This window comes from Flavobacterium sp. GCM10022190 (genome assembly GCF_042656445.1).
Taxonomy (GTDB): Bacteria; Bacteroidota; Bacteroidia; order Flavobacteriales; family Flavobacteriaceae; genus Flavobacterium; species Flavobacterium nitratireducens.
The window spans coordinates 78,183-94,570 of the sequence record NZ_JBHSOQ010000006.1; the positions used below are offsets into that span (position 1 = coordinate 78,183).

At 32.4% G+C, this 16,388-nt stretch carries 14 protein-coding genes and 1 other RNA gene; 9 read left to right on the forward strand and 6 right to left on the reverse strand.

Annotation, left to right across the window (positions count from 1 at the left end; genetic code table 11):
* Positions 1 to 71 precede the first annotated feature (71 nt).
* Together ACFPTQ_RS15530 and ACFPTQ_RS15535 are read right to left on the reverse strand one after the other, a co-directional pair.
* Positions 72 to 1,247 carry a GlmU family protein gene (locus ACFPTQ_RS15530; protein ID WP_379778748.1) on the reverse strand — a complete coding sequence of 392 codons (1,176 nt, stop codon included), beginning with the start codon at positions 1,245 to 1,247 and terminating at the stop codon, positions 72 to 74.
* Between the two features lie 126 nt (positions 1,248 to 1,373).
* A complete protein-coding gene (locus ACFPTQ_RS15535) occupies positions 1,374 to 1,625 on the reverse strand; it encodes a type B 50S ribosomal protein L31 (protein WP_026714974.1) in 252 nt (83 codons plus the stop codon).
* A 242-nt stretch (positions 1,626 to 1,867) separates the two neighbouring features.
* Between ACFPTQ_RS15535 and ACFPTQ_RS15540 the strand changes: the two genes are divergently transcribed.
* The 5 genes from ACFPTQ_RS15540 to ACFPTQ_RS15560 all read left to right on the forward strand — a co-directional run bounded on the left by ACFPTQ_RS15540 (position 1,868) and on the right by ACFPTQ_RS15560 (position 7,840).
* Positions 1,868 to 2,401 carry a DUF4199 domain-containing protein gene (locus tag ACFPTQ_RS15540; protein WP_379778751.1) on the forward strand — a complete coding sequence of 178 codons (534 nt, stop codon included), beginning with the start codon at positions 1,868 to 1,870 and terminating at the stop codon, positions 2,399 to 2,401.
* Between the two features lie 5 nt (positions 2,402 to 2,406).
* Positions 2,407 to 3,366 carry a glycosyltransferase family 2 protein gene (locus ACFPTQ_RS15545; RefSeq protein WP_379778754.1) on the forward strand — a complete coding sequence of 320 codons (960 nt, stop codon included), beginning with the start codon at positions 2,407 to 2,409 and terminating at the stop codon, positions 3,364 to 3,366.
* Positions 3,367 to 3,494: 128 nt separating this feature from the next.
* Complete coding sequence (locus tag ACFPTQ_RS15550; protein ID WP_379778758.1) at positions 3,495 to 5,222, forward strand: phospho-sugar mutase; 1,728 nt, start codon at positions 3,495 to 3,497, stop codon at positions 5,220 to 5,222.
* Positions 5,223 to 5,227: 5 nt separating this feature from the next.
* Entirely contained in the window at positions 5,228 to 7,057 is a 1,830-nt protein-coding gene (locus ACFPTQ_RS15555) for an ABC transporter ATP-binding protein (protein ID WP_379778761.1), read from the forward strand.
* Between the two features lie 81 nt (positions 7,058 to 7,138).
* Positions 7,139 to 7,840 (forward strand): hypothetical protein, encoded by a 702-nt coding sequence (locus ACFPTQ_RS15560; RefSeq protein WP_379778764.1) that lies wholly within the window; start codon positions 7,139 to 7,141, stop codon positions 7,838 to 7,840.
* Here the strand turns inward: ACFPTQ_RS15560 and ACFPTQ_RS15565 are convergent.
* The 3 genes from ACFPTQ_RS15565 to ACFPTQ_RS15575 form a co-directional block, all read right to left on the reverse strand.
* Positions 7,837 to 8,547 carry a hypothetical protein gene (locus tag ACFPTQ_RS15565; RefSeq protein WP_379778767.1) on the reverse strand — a complete coding sequence of 237 codons (711 nt, stop codon included), beginning with the start codon at positions 8,545 to 8,547 and terminating at the stop codon, positions 7,837 to 7,839. The two genes, ACFPTQ_RS15560 and ACFPTQ_RS15565, sit on opposite strands and share 4 nt — an antisense overlap.
* A 101-nt stretch (positions 8,548 to 8,648) precedes the next feature.
* On the reverse strand, positions 8,649 to 11,111 hold the full coding sequence (locus ACFPTQ_RS15570; RefSeq protein ID WP_379778770.1) for a TonB-dependent receptor: 2,463 nt from the start codon (positions 11,109 to 11,111) through the stop codon (positions 8,649 to 8,651).
* An 11-nt stretch (positions 11,112 to 11,122) separates the two neighbouring features.
* A complete protein-coding gene (locus tag ACFPTQ_RS15575; RefSeq protein ID WP_379778773.1) occupies positions 11,123 to 12,817 on the reverse strand; it encodes a M23 family metallopeptidase in 1,695 nt (564 codons plus the stop codon).
* Positions 12,818 to 12,994: 177 nt separating this feature from the next.
* On the opposite strand from ACFPTQ_RS15575, the gene ACFPTQ_RS15580 reads away from it, so the two are divergent.
* From ACFPTQ_RS15580 to rny, 4 genes are all read left to right on the forward strand, one after another.
* Entirely contained in the window at positions 12,995 to 13,285 is a 291-nt protein-coding gene (locus ACFPTQ_RS15580) for a hypothetical protein (protein ID WP_278035199.1), read from the forward strand.
* An 8-nt stretch (positions 13,286 to 13,293) separates the two neighbouring features.
* Entirely contained in the window at positions 13,294 to 13,581 is a 288-nt protein-coding gene (locus tag ACFPTQ_RS15585) for a cell division protein ZapA (RefSeq protein WP_278035198.1), read from the forward strand.
* 58 nt (positions 13,582 to 13,639) lie between these two features.
* A non-coding RNA gene (gene ssrS / locus ACFPTQ_RS15590) (6S RNA) lies at positions 13,640 to 13,746 on the forward strand.
* 51 nt (positions 13,747 to 13,797) lie between these two features.
* Positions 13,798 to 15,360 (forward strand): ribonuclease Y, encoded by a 1,563-nt coding sequence (gene rny / locus ACFPTQ_RS15595; RefSeq protein ID WP_278035197.1) that lies wholly within the window; start codon positions 13,798 to 13,800, stop codon positions 15,358 to 15,360.
* 97 nt (positions 15,361 to 15,457) lie between these two features.
* Here rny and xerD read toward each other — a convergent pair whose 3' ends face one another.
* Positions 15,458 to 16,360, reverse strand: a complete 903-nt coding sequence (xerD, locus tag ACFPTQ_RS15600) for a site-specific tyrosine recombinase XerD (RefSeq protein WP_379778778.1) — start codon at positions 16,358 to 16,360, stop codon at positions 15,458 to 15,460.
* Between the last annotated feature and the right edge of the window lie 28 nt (positions 16,361 to 16,388).

Below are 16,388 nucleotides of genomic sequence, written 5' to 3' on the forward strand. Positions count from 1 at the left end.
AACAAAAAAATACTTCACCAAAAACAGATGAAGTATTCATTTTAAAAATTATTTATTTCCCTAAAAGTACCCTATTCTTTTCGCCACTTTTTAGTAATTTCAAAAACATGTTCTAAGATAGCCGCTTCCTTTTCATCAAATTCAACCCCTCTTCTATCCATCACGAGCCTGGCCGTTTCAAAAGCCTTTTTAGTTACATAAGTTGTAAAACCTGCGGCTCCACCCCAAGAAAAACTCGGAACAAAATTTCTTGGAAATCCTGAGCCAAAAATATTAGCACTTACTCCCACTACAGTTCCTGTATTAAACATGGTATTAATACCACATTTACTATGATCCCCCATCATCAAACCACAAAACTGCAATCCTGTTTTAGCAAAACCTTCCGTTTCATAACTCCATAAACGCACCTCATCATAATTGTTTTTCAAATTTGAATTATTCGTATCAGCACCTATATTACACCATTCCCCTAAAACCGAATTTCCTAAAAACCCATCATGTCCTTTATTTGAACAGCCAAATAACACCGAATTATTAATCTCTCCTCCTATCTTACAATAAGGACCTGTTGATGTAGGACCATAAATTTTAGCATTCATTTTCACTACAGAACCTTCACCTAGTGCAAAAGGCCCGCGAATTACTGATCCTTCCATAATCTCAGCATCTTTTCCTACATATATAGGCCCTGTAGAAGCATTTAAAGTAACAAAGGCTAACTTCGCACCTTCTTCAATAAAAATATTTTCTGCTGCAATAACATTCACACTACTTGGAATAGGCTGTGATTTTCTATCTTCTGTCAAAAACTCAAAATCCTCGCGAATAGCCTCACCGTTTTTTGAAAAAATATCCCATGTATTTTTAACCGTAATGCAATCTTCAGAATAATCTATAATCTCATAGGTGTCAAAATCCACTTCCTCTTGACTATCATTAGTATAAAAAGCAATGACCTCATCTCCTTTAAAAATCGCTTGATTAGGCTCTAAATTCGAAACCATTTCAGCTAAAATCTCATTAGGTAAAAAAGAAGCGTTGATCATTACATTTTCTTCTAATTCTACCATTGGATATTTTTCAGATAAATATTCCTCCGTCAATGTAGTAATTGTAGACCCCAGATAACGTTCCCATTTTTGACGAATGGGTATAATTCCTATTAGAATATCCGCAACTGGACGGGTAAAAGTAAATGGCAGCAAGGCATTACGAGCAGGACCATCAAAAAGTATATAATTCATAAAGTTGTTGGTTGATTTTTTTGTGATTTATCCTATACACAAGCCAAAGTTACAAAGTTTTCGTAGAGATAAAAATAAAAAAGCCTTCCGAAAGGAAGGCTTAGTGTATAATAAAACAAATTAAAATTATTTAATATGTTTAGCGTATTTAGTTTTGAATTTATCAATACGTCCTGCAGTATCGATAAGTTTAGATTTACCTGTATAAAAAGGGTGAGAAGTTCTAGAAATCTCCATTTTAACAACTGGATATTCTACACCTTCGTGTACAATTGTTTCTTTAGTTTCTGCTGTAGATTTAGTGATAAAAACGTCATCATTAGACATGTCTTTAAATGCAACTAATCTGTAATTTTCTGGGTGTACACCTTTTTTCATCTTGAATCTTTTTTATTTGTTTGGCTATAATTTATTTTGAAGCTTTCCTTTTAACAGAAAAGGTATAAACTCACTATAGCTTTTTATTTTATTAGTATTAATTTCGAGGATGCAAAAATACAATTATTTTTTAATAAACAAATGTTTATTTCTTTTTTTTATTCAAACAGCTAAAAACAGTTTTTTACGTTTCAATATAGTGGGATTTACTATATTTGTTGCTTAATTGAAAGTCACCAACAATGATTCACGAAACTATAAAAAAAAACGGAATAACATTTGGAATTATAACTGGATTAGCTTCTGTTTTAACAACCACTTTAATATACAGCATTGACTTAAATTTATTCACCTCACCTTGGATTGGTTTCGGAAATATAGCATTGTATTTAACCATTGCAATTGTATTATTGGTCAAAACAAAAAAAGAATTCACAGGAATTTACACTTTTAAAGACGCCTTTACTACTTATTTCATCTCAGCCTTAATCGGTATAGGAATCTCAGTTATCTTTAATATTATACTATTCAATCTTATTGATCCTGCAGCCAAAATAACAATCAAAGAACTTACCATTAAATATATGGTGACTGCAATGGAAAAATTCAATGCTCCAGCAGCAACAATCAATAATGCAATTAAAGATTTGAAAGAAAACGATCAATTTTCGGTTATGGGATTATTAAAAGGATCCTTATCGAATATTGTTTTCTGTACTATTTTTGGTTTAATTTTGGCCGCATTCTTTAAAAGCAAAACCCCATCACAAGCATAAAATCGATGAATCTATCCATACTAATACCACTTCTTAACGAAGAAGAATCACTAAAAGAGCTTTATACTTGGATTATTAAAGTAATGCAAGAAAACCGTTATTCTTATGAAATTATTTTTTTAGATGACGGAAGCACCGATAATTCATGGTCTATTATTCAAAGTTTTGCTACCGAAAACACTCATGTAAAAGGAATCCGATTCATGAAAAATTTCGGAAAATCACAAGCTTTACATGCTGGTTTTGCAAAAGCACAGGGTGATGTTATTATCACTATGGACGCTGATCTTCAAGACAGCCCAGAAGAAATCCCTGGATTGTACGACATGATCACTAAACAACAGTTTGATTTAGTTTCGGGCTGGAAAAAGAAACGTTACGACTCGGTTGTAACTAAAAATCTACCATCAAAATTATTCAACTGGGCAGCACGTAAAACTTCGGGTGTCGAATTAAACGATTTTAATTGTGGACTAAAAGCATACCGAAATGTTGTGGTAAAAAACATCGAGGTTTCGGGCGAAATGCACCGATACATTCCTGTTTTAGCAAAAAATGCTGGATTTGGGAAAATTGGCGAAAAAGTAGTGCAACATCAAGCCAGAAAATACGGGGAGACTAAATTTGGAATGGAACGTTTTATTAACGGTTTTCTTGACTTAATTACCATTTGGTTCTTATCCCGATTTGGAAAAAGACCGATGCACTTTTTTGGAGCATTAGGTTCGTTAATGTTCATCATCGGATTTTTACTTGCCGGATATATTGGTTTTTCTAAATTATACCATATGTACAACAACATGCCTTATAGTTTAGTTACTAGTAATCCTTGGTTTTACATTGCACTAACCACTATGGTTATTGGTACTCAAATGTTTTTAGCCGGATTCTTAGGCGAAATCATTTTACGTACAAAAAATAACGAAGAGCGATATAAAATTTCAAATGAAATTAATTTTTTATAATATGTTAGGATTGTTTGTTGAAACAAACCGATTAATTTATTAAATTTCGTTTTCGCTTTAAATAAATCACATCTATAAAGACTAGAACCAACCAATTATACAAAACAAGAATCAATACGCGACAAAATATGGAATTGAAACAAAACATTTTAGATGCCGTTAATGAATGGCAAAGCCCTATATTTGATGCTAAAACTCAAGAAGAATTACAACAATTATTAGCATCATCACCTAAAGAAATTGAAGAAAGTTTTTACAAAAATCTTGAATTTGGAACTGGAGGGATGCGTGGTATCATGGGAGTAGGAAACAACCGTATCAATAAATATACGCTTGGAAAAAGTACTCAAGGACTTTCCAACTATCTAAAATCAGTTTTCCCAAATCAACCCATAAAAGCGGTTATTGCTTTTGACTGTCGTCATAACAGTAAAACATTAGCTAAAGTAGTAGCCGATGTCTTTTCAGCCAATGGAATCCATGTTTATTTATTTTCTGATTTAAGACCTACACCTGAATTATCATTCGCATTGAGATATTTAGGATGCCAATGCGGTATTGTACTTACTGCTTCTCACAATCCACCAGAATACAATGGATATAAAGTATACTGGCAAGATGGTGGCCAAATTGTTCCTCCAGAAGATGAGGCTATTATCAATGCCATTGAAAAATTAAATTACAACGAAATCAAATTTGACGCCAATGAAGATTTGATCGAATACATCGATAAAGATGTTGATCAAGCTTTCATCAAATCGACAGTTGAAAACGCTAGTTTTAATACTCCAGCCGAAGCAAAAGACAACCTTAACATTGTTTTCACTTCATTGCATGGAACTTCAATTACTGTAACTCCTGAAACTTTAGCGCAAGCGGGATATAAAAATGTACAAATTGTAAAAGAACAAGAAGTTCCTAACGGAGATTTCCCAACTGTAAAATCACCAAATCCAGAAGAACCAGAAGCTTTAACTCTTGCATTAGAACTTGCAGATAAAACGAATGCAGATATCGTTATTGGTACAGATCCTGATTGCGACCGTTTGGGAATTGCTGTTCGCAACAACGAAGGCAAAATGACCTTATTGAATGGAAACCAAACCATGATTTTAATGACTGCCTTTTTATTAGAAAAATGGAAAAAAGCAGCTAAAATCGATGGAAAACAATTTGTAGGATCTACTATTGTATCTACTCCTATGATTATGGAATTGGCTTCTGCTTACGGTGTACAATTCAAAGTAGGATTAACAGGTTTCAAATGGATTGCCAAAATGATTAAAGACTTCCCTGAATTACAATTCATTGGTGGAGGAGAAGAAAGTTTTGGGTACATGGTAGGAGATGCTGTTAGAGACAAAGATGCTGTTGCGGCTACCTTGTTAATTTGTGAAGTAGCGGCACAAGCAAAAGCCAACGGAAGTAGTGTTTACAAAGAATTATTAAACTTATATGTTGACCACGGTTTCTACAAAGAATATTTAGTTTCCTTAACTAAAAAAGGAATGGAAGGCTTACAAGAAATCAATCAAATGATGATTGATTTAAGAGAAAATCCATTAAAAGAAATCAACGGACAACGCGTGGTTATGATTGAAGATTACCAATCATCTATTGCAAAAAACCTATTAGACAATTCAGAATCTGTAATGGATATGCCAAAATCAAATGTGTTGATTTATTACACTGAAGACGGTTCTAAAATTTGTGCTAGACCAAGTGGTACAGAACCAAAAATCAAATTCTACATCAGTGTAAACACGGAACTGGATGCTGTAGAAAACTTTAACGAAGTAGAAGCTTATTTAGATCAAAAAATTGCGGCTATAATTTCTGAAATGCAATTGAAATAATACTAATGGATAAAAATTTAATAAAACTAATACCTTACACAAAACCATATAAATCTAATATTGTATGGAACATAATATATAACATTTTATATGCCTTGTTTAGCACCATTTCGATGCTTACACTTTTTCCAGTATTAGAGGTACTTTTTGGAAAAAATAAAGCAGTATACAAAGAACCTGTATATAAAGGAATTGGCAATATTAAAGATTATGTTACTGAATTACTCTATTATAGAATTTCAGAATTTACGAAAGAAAACAGCATACAATTTGCCTTATTATTTGTTGTAGGATTAGTTATTATAACCTTTTTATTCAAAAATTTATTCAACTATTTAGCCTCATATCATATTATGCACCTCAAAAATGGGGTGCTTAAAGATTTAAGAAAATCAATGTATGACAAAATAGTCGAACTACCCATTTCGTATTACTCTGAAAAAAGAAAAGGTGATGTTATGGCTCGAATGTTAGGAGATGTAAACGAAGTACAAAACTCTTTCTTTTCCATTTTGGAACTTGTTGTAAAAGAACCTTTAACAATCATATTTGCGCTAGTGACTATGTTTGTTATCAGTACAAAACTAACGTTGTTTGTACTTGTTTTCATGCCAGTTGCTGGATTAATAATCTCCAGAGTAGCTAAAAACCTGAGAGCAAAATCACTACAAGCACAACAGGAAAGCGGTTTTCTTATCTCTATTGTAGACGAAAGTTTAGGCGGTTTGAAGGTCATTAAAAGTTACAATGCCGAACCTAACTTTAAAAATAAATTCAACCAATCCGTAACGCGTTTATTGAATTTATCCAACAGCATTGGAACCAAAAACAATTTAGCAACTCCATTGAGTGAATTTTTAGGAATCACAACGATTGCTACGTTACTTTTTTATGGAGGAAACTTAGTTTTAGTTGATCATTCCTTAGAAGGTTCTTCTTTTATCGTTTACCTAACATTAGCATTTAACATTCTTACACCTGCAAAAGCAATCTCAAAAGCCTCTTATGCTGTTAAAAATGGTTTAGCTGCAGCAGAACGTGTATTTGACGTTTTAGAAGTTGAAAACGAAATCACTTCAAAAGAAAATGCGGTTTTAAAAGATTCTTTTAATTCAGAAATAGCTATTAAAAACATTAATTTCAAATATGAAAAAGAGACTGTTTTAAAAGATTTCTCTATCCAAATCAAAAAAGGACAAACTGTTGCATTAGTTGGACAATCTGGAAGCGGAAAAAGTACTATTGCTAACCTACTTACACGATTTTATGATGTGCACGATGGTTCCATTAGTATTGACGGAGTTGACATCAAAGATATTAACTTAGAATCCTTACGTTCTTTAATGGGATTAGTCACCCAAGACAGTATTCTTTTTAACGATAGTATAAAAGCGAATGTTTCTTTAGGAAAGCAAGATGCCACCGATGAAGAAATAATTGAAGCCTTAAAAATTGCTAATGCGTATGAATTTGTAAAAGACTTTCCTAACGGAATTTACACCAACATTGGTGATAGTGGGAACAAACTTTCAGGAGGGCAAAAACAACGTTTATCTATTGCTCGTGCCGTTTTAAAAAACCCTCCTATTATGATTTTAGACGAGGCCACTTCTGCCCTGGACACCGAAAGCGAAAAATTTGTACAGCTAGCTTTAGAAAACATGATGCAAAATCGCACCTCGATTGTTATAGCCCACCGCCTTTCAACCATTCAAAAAGCAGATGTTATTGTGGTTATGAAAAAAGGAAAAATTGTTGAACAAGGGACTCACGATGAATTAATTGCTTTAAACGGCGCATACAACAAATTGGTAATGCTGCAATCTTTTGAATAAATAATTAAAAATTAACTTTTGCTAATTTTAGATTCAAAAACGAGCACTACCTTTATAGTATCTTTTTTAATTCTAAAAAAAATGTATAGCAACAATTCAAATATTAAACTTACCGAAAACACCGATACGGTAATTTGGAAATATTTAGACTTGTCCAAATTTTTAGATTTATTGCTTTCGCAAAAGTTATTCATGTCGCGTTCAGACAAATTTGAAGACCAATACGAAGGCACGTTTAGTGAACCTACCTATGAAGAAATAAAGAAATTAGCGACTAACAATCCTGATTTTCTAAATTATTACAAAACGCACAGAGAGAAAATAGCGATTAGTAGTTGGCATATTAACGAATACGAATCTTTTGCCATGTGGCAAATTTTTACGCAAAATAGTGAAGGTTTAGCCATTCAATCCACCATCGGAAGATTGCAAAAATCATTAGACCTTGAAACTAATTTTAAACAATATATTGGCGAAGTCAACTATATCGACTACAAGAAAGAATACATTCCTTTTGATGATTCCTTTTTCCCATTTTTATTTAAACGAAAAAGTTTTCAATATGAACGTGAAGTAAGAGTGATTACAGATGTATCAAAACAGAATATAAAACTCAATGATGGTTTGAAAATAAATGTAGACATCAATCAACTAATTGAAAGAATCTACATTCACCCTAAATCTGAAAATTGGTATAAAAATTTGGTTATCGAACTTATGAAACAATTGGGTTTTGATTTCGATATTGAAAAATCGGATTTAGAAAGTGATATTTTGATTTAAATAGGTTTATAATTTTTTACTTCCCAGTCAGTATCTAACAGATTGATGTAATTATAATGCAATACATCATTCTTATCAAATTGTCCATTTTTATTAGTATCCTCTACAGTTCTAAAATACAAACGGTTTTTAGATTCAATTAAATTCCAATCAATCAACTCTTCAAAATTTGCTGAAATCTTTCTGAAATTTGCTCCACTAATATCACTTAAATATAAAGATTTGATATCACTCGTATCTAATTTCCCATCTTTATTTGTATCTACATCATACATGGTGTAGACTAATATTTGTTTTTTTGTTTTATCTGCAATTGCTTTTAAGTAGGTTGCCGTTAAAATTAATGCAGGCTTCTCTGTTAACGAAGTTAAAGAATCGGAATCTATTTTTTGAAATTTTAAATTTTGCAAATAACCCGTAATTTCTTCATCGCCTACATTAGAAATAGTAAAACTTAAATCAATAACGCTTGAAGAACCATATTTTGCCTTAGCCCCTTTTTCATAAACTCTCAAATCGCCCACTGGATGAATCAAGTAGTCTGTACCTTCCATCTGAATAGGCAAATCAGCTACTGAAATTTGTGTAGAATCAAACTTAGTAACTGGTTTATCGCCATAAATTACTTTTGGTTTCTCTACCTCTTCTTTACAACTTACTAAAAGCAAAATGGCAATATTCATCAAAACGATTTGTACAGTTTTCATAGGGCTCTCATTAAAATATTTTCAAATGTAGTGATTTTTAAAAATGCTTTTGAATTTTAAAGGTAATTTATGATATCCTAAATACAGCTTGCTTGCTGCGTTTACAACTTAGCTGTCAATTTAACATAGAATACTCTTGTTGTCATATAATTGGGTACTGCATATTCGTTTTTGGTATACACATCTCTAACCCAAGTATTCGTAATCGCATTTTGATTATTAAATAAATTAAATATTTCTAGTCCAATAGCTAATTCTTTAAAATTCCCAAACCAGGATTTTTTATTTGGCAAATTAGCATCAATCAATACTTTTGAAAACCCAATATCTACTCTTCTATAATCATTTAACCTATTTTGATATTGATACGCATCTGCATAGGAAGGCGCACCTCCAGGTAAACCTGTATTATAAACCAAATTCAAATACAAACGCATACTAGGAATAGAAGGCATATAATCTTGAAACAAAACCGCAAACTTTAATCTCTGATCTGTAGGGCGAGCAATATACCCTCTATTTTCACTGTTTTCTTCCGTTTTTAAATAACCAAAACTAAACCAAGATTCGGTACCTGGCACAAATTCACCATTTAATCGAAAATCAACTCCTTGGGCATAGGCTTTTGCATTGTTATTGGCTACATAACGAATTCTAACATTGTCTATAGTATAAGTATTGACATCCGTTAATGTTTTATAATACACTTCCGAAACCAATTTAAATGATCTATTCCACATTTTAAAATTATAATCATTCCCTAACACAAAATGAACGGATTGCTGCGCTTTTACATTATCCTGAACAGCTCCCGAAGCATTTCGGAGTTCTCTATAAAATGGAGGCTGAAAATAATAACCTCCAGAAATTCTAAAAATCATATCTTTTTTCCAATTTGGCTTGAGTGCCAATTGCGTTCTAGGACTAACAACCATTTGCGAATTAGCAGAAGAATTCGTACCTGTGACATTCCAATTTTGCATCCGAGCACCCAAAGTATAACAGAGTTCAGCTTTTTCTAAATTGGTTTTAGAATTCCATTGAACATAAGCCGAAAAACGATTTATTGTATTAAAATTTGTTGCAAAAACACTTCGATAAGGAGCCAATGGACCTACAAATGAAACACCAGGCTGATCTTCTCTTGAAAATTCAAGAATGCGTGGATTAACCGAAAACCCTGCCGAATCCACAACTTCCCACTCTCTAACTCGATCTCGAATCGATTCACGAGTATATTTTACCCCAAATTCAAGATTACATTTATTCCAATCGTAAAAGCCTTTTATCTCACTATTTACAATCAAGGCATCTAAATCATTTCGAGCATGATTAAGTTGAGAACCTATTCCATTTGCATAATTACTTTCATAAGTATCTGACCCTATACCAGTTGTATTGTCTATTAAAAGATATTGTGCCAAAATATCAAAATACTCTTGTTCAATAGTATGAAAAACCGAATTAATGAATTTAAATTTTAAATTATCGGTAGCCTGAAAACTAGTTTTTAATGCCCCAAAATAAGTCGTGTAAGCATCATTTTCTTGCCCTTCATAATATACCGTTAACTGCATCGGATTATCAATTGTCCCAAATTTAGTATTCCGAATTAAAGGTTGGTAATGGTATTTATTTTGCGAAATATTCCCTAAAAAACTCCAATCCCATTTTGCTGAAGCTTTATAATTCACATTCGTTTGAACATCAACAAACGTTGGTCTATAATTCGTTTGGGTGTCTTGACTATTCACCAATAGACTATTGTTGCGATAACGCACTGCGGTAACCGAAGTCCATTTTTTATTTTTTGAAATAGCATCAACTGCGACACTTCCACCTAGCAAACTCGCTTCAAAAGAAGCCCCAAATCGAGTTGGATTTCGATAGGTAATATCTAAAACAGAAGCTAATTTATCACCATATTTTGCCTGAAATCCACCAGCAGAAAAATGGATATTTTGAACTAAATCCGAATTCACAAAACTCAAACCCTCTTGCTGGCCAGAACGAATCAAAAAAGGACGGTATATTTCAACATCGTTTACATAGACTAAATTTTCATCATAATTCCCACCACGAACAGAATATTGCGTACTCATTTCGTTGTTAGAATTGACTCCAGCCAAAGTTTTTAGAACATTTTCGATTCCAGCATTAGCTCCTGGCATTTTTTTTATTACTTCTGCTGAAAGTGTAGTAATTCCTTGTATCTGAGTCGTCTTATCTTTTGAAACAATAATTTCTCCCATTTGCTCAGCAAATTCATCCAAAACCAAATTCAATTCATAATCAGAACTATTTTTTAACAACAAAGAAATAGTAACTTTTTTATAGGTTAAATGACTGAAAACTAGATTTATTTTTTTATTTACAGGCACTTTTATCGAATAATAACCATTATCATCCGATTGGGTAGCATGTCCTAAAAACGAAATAGTAACATTACTAACTACCTGTTGCTTAGCATTCAGGACAATCCCTTTCACCTTTGCTAATTGTGCCAAAGCCGAAAAACTAATCCAAAATGCAATAAAAATATAACCTAACTTACTTTTCTTCAATTGTTATCTAATTATTTTTGACTTCTATAAAATGTAGTCTGAAATGTAGAGGAATTACCTACTTGGTCTGTAACTACCACTTTCAACTCATTAGCTCCTTCTGCCACAATACCATCACTGAAATAATGCGTTATCTTCTTGGTTTTAGAATCATATTCAAATAAAATCCATTTCCCATTCAAATAACCATTGTAGGACTTAATTCCAGATCCACTATCACTAATAGATAATTGGATTGTTTTTAAATTACTAATCCAAAGGCCTTCTATAGGTTTAGCAATACTTATTACAGGAACTGTTGTATCCATAGCTAGTGTGTATTTACCAAGAGTTCTAACTCTCGTAGTGTACACATTTGCATTTACACTTGTTGAATTATAGCCTAACTTGCCATTCGAACCTAAGCTAGCAATATACACTTTGCTTTTTTGTTCATCTGTATATTGATTGCTTTCAATAGCTATCTCAAAATTTTTATGCACTGGTACCGTATCATCATGCAAGCTGAGCACATTACCATTTACCGCAAAATTCATTGTGAAATCTTCATAAAAAGTTCCAGCAGAAAAAGTGGCTGTCATATTATCTTTAGAAAAAATATTGTCTTTTTTAGCTTTTACAAAATAATTCCCAATCGGTTTTTCGCCTTCAATTATGGAACTTGAAGTATCAAAAGCAATTGGAACAGTAATGATTGTAGTATTTCCAAAATAGTCAGCGACTTCAATTCGATAGGTCAAATTCAAATTAGGTTGTAATTTTATTATCCCATAATCGGAATCCGTTTTAATGATACTCAAATCATAAGGAGATTGCATAAACAGTTTTTGGATTCTTTGAGAAGATTTTTTATAGCGCTCATAATCAATAAGCGTATTAACATAGCGCATTTCATCAAAAGAATAGGTATCAAATTGATAACCAAAACTTGCTTTACCATTCAAATAGGATTGTACTTTATACACTCCATTTCTATTCATTGAAACATTATCGTAATCCACAGCAGAAACTCCAAAACCAAGTGGTCCATTTGCTAAAACTTTATTAGCTAAATAGGTTCCATCGGCTTGCAATCTCAGATTCAAAGGCAAAGCTCTTTTAGATTTATTAACAGTTGTACCATTCAATGGATAGACATAAACAGCTGAAACAACAGGTTTTTTTGTGTCTTTAAAATTTTTATCAAACCCAAAAAACAGGGGATTAATGACTTTTTCTGTTTTAGTATCTCTAAATTCAAAATGTAAATGAGGGCCTTCTGAAGAACCAGAATTTCCAGAAAGCGCGATTACTTGTCCTTTTTTTACCTCCAACTCATTGGCTTTTGGGAAAAGTTCAATTTCAAAAGCTTGTTCTCTATAATGTGCTTTTTTTATAAATTCTTCTATTTCACCTGAAGCTTTTTGCAAATGACAATAAACGGTTGTAATTCCATTAGGATGATTAATATAAATCGCTTTACCGTTTCCAAAAGTCGAAATCTTAATTCTCGAAATATAACCATCAGCAGCAGCACGAACTTCTAGACCTTCTCGTTGTAAGGTTTTAAAATCAAAACCCGCATGAAAATGATTCGGTCTTAATTCACCAAAATTACCGGATAACTGCATCGGAATATCCAATGGCGCTTGAAAATAGTCTTGTGGATAAGTGTTTTGAGCAATAACTACTCTAGAAATCAATAGGAAAAATAAAAAAAATCTCATGCGTAACGTTTTTGCTAAGATAAAAAAACTAATTTGGAATGCTTTATAAATAACTTTTTTTTGTAACCAATTACAGTACAACATATTGATTATTTTATAATAAAAAAATCAATAAAATATTGTAATAATAAAAACTAATACTAAATTTGTAATATTAAGTAATGATTAGGATTAATAATGAGTGTAATTGCAGAAATAATTGATACTCTTGAAAGTAAAGTTGAAAAACTGATTCTAAAGCTAAGAAATTTAGAAAAAAACAATCAAGATTTAACTATCGAATTAAATAAAGCTGCGCAAATCATACAAAATCAATCTCAAGAGATAGAAGCTTTAAAAGCACAGTATGAAACACTTAAAATAGCCAATTCATTATTAGGCAGCGAAGAAAATAAAAGAGATACAAAGCTTAAAATAAATTCATTAATTCGTGAAATTGATTACTGTATAGCGCAGTTATCAGATTAGTATAAACAATGGACGAAAAGCTTAAAATTAAAATATCAATTGCAGACCGTGTGTATCCATTAACAGTGGATCCTAGTCAAGAAGAAGGACTTAGAAGTGCTTCAAAGAAAATTGATAGTATGATTAAGCAATTTGAAGAAAATTATGCGGTTCGCGACAAGCAAGATGTTTTAGCCATGTGTGCTTTGCAGTTTGCATCGCAAGTGGAACAAAAACAAATTGATAATGCTATCAGTGCAGATGAAACTATTGATAGAATTCAAAAAATTAATGCTTTTTTAGACGAAAATCTCTAAAAACATACGTTCTTTTAAACAACTAAGATACTGCCTACATTAGTTAATTATTTGGTAAACTCAACACTAACAAATTAAAATGAGCAAATCATCGCTACTATAGCAAGCCAATTCAGTTTGGAAGCTTGAACAGTGAGTTAGCTCAAAACTTGTCTTTACGAGTTTATACAAACAACTTAATGTAGGCTTTTTTTATATATAAATTTTTAAACAAACATGGACATATTAACGATTATTATTTCGGGAATTATAGGTATTGCGGTCGGCTTTAGCATCGCTAAATTCATAGAAAAGAGCAACATCTCTAACCTTATCAAAAATGCTAAAAAAGAAGCCGCTTCTATCTTAAAAGATGCTAATCTTGAAGCTGAAAACATAAAAAAAGACAAAATTCTTCAAGCCAAAGAAAAGTTTATCGAATTAAAAGCTGAACACGAACAAGTAATTCTTGCTCGTGATAAAAAAGTGGCTGAAGTAGAAAAAAGAACGAGAGACAAAGAATCTCAAATTTCTAATGAATTATCTAAAGCAAAGAAAATCAACGACGATTTTGAAAGAAAAACAGCCGAATTACAGGCAAAAGTGGAGCATTTAGATAAAAAACAAGCCGAAGTTGATAAACTTCACAAAAGTCAATTGCAACAATTAGAGCTTATCTCTGGATTGTCTGCCGAAGAAGCTAAAGAGCAATTAGTTGAAGGATTAAAAGCGGAAGCTAAGACTAAAGCAATGTCGCATATCCAAGACACTATTGAAGAGGCTAAATTAACTGCGCAACAAGAAGCTAAGAAAATCATCATCAACACAATTCAACGTGTAGGAACAGAAGAAGCGGTAGAAAACTGTGTGTCAGTATTCAATATTGAATCGGATGATGTTAAGGGTAGAATTATTGGTCGTGAAGGTAGAAACATTAGAGCTTTAGAAGCGGCTACTGGTGTCGAAATTATTGTTGACGATACTCCGGAAGCTATTATCCTTTCTTGTTTTGATCCAGTTCGTAGAGAAATTGCTCGTTTGTCTTTGCACAAATTAGTAACCGATGGACGTATTCACCCGGCTCGTATTGAAGAAGTAGTTGCAAAAACGGCAAAACAAATTGATGACGAAATTATTGAAGTAGGTAAACGTACCGTAATCGACCTAGGAATTCACGGTTTACACCCAGAATTAATCAAAGTAGTAGGACGTATGAAATACCGTTCTTCTTATGGTCAAAACTTACTACAACACTCACGTGAAGTTTCTAAACTTTGCGGATTGATGGCTGCAGAATTAGGATTGAACGTTAAATTAGCCAAAAGAGCTGGTTTACTTCACGATATTGGTAAAGTGCCAGATACAGAGAGCGACTTACCACACGCTTTATTAGGGATGCAATGGGCTGAAAAATACGGTGAAAAAGAAGAAGTTTGCAACGCCATTGGAGCGCACCACGACGAGATAGAAATGAAATCATTATTATCTCCAATTATCCAAGTTTGTGATGCTATTTCGGGTGCAAGACCTGGCGCAAGAAGACAAGTTTTAGATTCTTACATCCAACGTTTAAAAGATCTTGAAGACGTTGCTTACGGATTCTCAGGAGTTAAAAACGCTTATGCTATTCAAGCAGGTAGAGAATTACGTGTTATTGTAGAAAGTGAAAAAGTTTCAGATGATAACGCTGCAACTTTATCTTTTGAAATCTCTCAAAAAATCCAAACAGAAATGACTTATCCTGGTCAGGTTAAAGTAACAGTTATTAGAGAAACAAGAGCAGTAAATATTGCTAAATAGGATTTTAAATTTTAATTTTAAAAACTCCAAATTCCAATAATTATAATTGGGATTTGGAGTTTTTTATTGACCGTTAATTTTCAACATTGGAATGTAATTACATTTTCTTTCTGGGATGAAAATTCTCCAAAACATCAGTCAAAAACTTCCTGTCTAAGTGCAAATAAATTTCAGTTGTTGTAATTGATTCGTGTCCTAACATCAATTGAATCGACCTTAAATCGGCGCCATTTTCTAACAAATGAGTAGCAAATGAATGCCTAAAAGTATGCGGACTAATTTTCTTTTTTAAACCTATTCGAGTAGCCAGATTATTGATAATAGTAAAAACCATTGCTCGCGTCAATTGCCCCCCTCTTCTATTTAAAAACAAAGTATCACTGAATTCTTTTTTAATAGGGATTTCAGACCTAACTGAATCTTTATAAATCTGGATATATTTTTTAGTCAAATTGGCGATAGGCACAAATCGCTCCTTATTTCCTTTTCCTGTAATTTTGATAAAACCTTCATCAAAAAACAAATCGGATATTTTTAACGAAACCAATTCAGATACTCTAAGTCCACAACCATATAAAGTTTCAAGCATAGCTCTGTTACGTTCTCCTTCTTTAGAAGACAAATCGATAGCTGCAATTAAAGCGTCGATTTCTTCCAGCGATAAAGTATCTGGTAATTTTCGAGTAGTTTTTGGTGACTCAATCAACTCCATTGGATTATCTGACCGATAATCTTCAAAAATTAAATAACTAAAAAAACTTTTTAATCCAGAAATAATTCGCGCCTGAGAGCGTGCATTTACCTGACTGGAAATAGCATAAACAAACTGTTGAATCGTTTCTTCTTTAATTTGCAATGGCGAAACTTCTATTTGGTTCGTATCAAGAAACAAACACAAACGCTCAATATCAAAAGAATAATTTGCCACTGTATTCTTTGACAAACCACGTTCAATTTTGAGATACGATTGATAGCTTTTAATATAGAAATTCCATTTCATCCCACAAATAAACGACTTTTATAGATAT

Coding starts and splice junctions, on each gene's coding strand:
- ACFPTQ_RS15580 (WP_278035199.1), top strand. CDS start 12,995: ATGAGTGTAATTGCAGAAATAATTGATACTCTTGAAAGTAAAGTTGAA.
- rny (WP_278035197.1), top strand. CDS start 13,798: ATGGACATATTAACGATTATTATTTCGGGAATTATAGGTATTGCGGTC.
- ACFPTQ_RS15545 (WP_379778754.1), top strand. CDS start 2,407: ATGAATCTATCCATACTAATACCACTTCTTAACGAAGAAGAATCACTA.
- ACFPTQ_RS15565 (WP_379778767.1), bottom strand. CDS start 8,547: ATGAAAACTGTACAAATCGTTTTGATGAATATTGCCATTTTGCTTTTA.
- ACFPTQ_RS15530 (WP_379778748.1), bottom strand. CDS start 1,247: ATGAATTATATACTTTTTGATGGTCCTGCTCGTAATGCCTTGCTGCCA.
- ACFPTQ_RS15535 (WP_026714974.1), bottom strand. CDS start 1,625: ATGAAAAAAGGTGTACACCCAGAAAATTACAGATTAGTTGCATTTAAA.
- xerD (WP_379778778.1), bottom strand. CDS start 16,360: ATGAAATGGAATTTCTATATTAAAAGCTATCAATCGTATCTCAAAATT.
- ACFPTQ_RS15560 (WP_379778764.1), top strand. CDS start 7,139: ATGTATAGCAACAATTCAAATATTAAACTTACCGAAAACACCGATACG.
- ACFPTQ_RS15540 (WP_379778751.1), top strand. CDS start 1,868: ATGATTCACGAAACTATAAAAAAAAACGGAATAACATTTGGAATTATA.
- ACFPTQ_RS15585 (WP_278035198.1), top strand. CDS start 13,294: ATGGACGAAAAGCTTAAAATTAAAATATCAATTGCAGACCGTGTGTAT.
- ACFPTQ_RS15575 (WP_379778773.1), bottom strand. CDS start 12,817: ATGAGATTTTTTTTATTTTTCCTATTGATTTCTAGAGTAGTTATTGCT.
- ACFPTQ_RS15550 (WP_379778758.1), top strand. CDS start 3,495: ATGGAATTGAAACAAAACATTTTAGATGCCGTTAATGAATGGCAAAGC.
- ACFPTQ_RS15555 (WP_379778761.1), top strand. CDS start 5,228: ATGGATAAAAATTTAATAAAACTAATACCTTACACAAAACCATATAAA.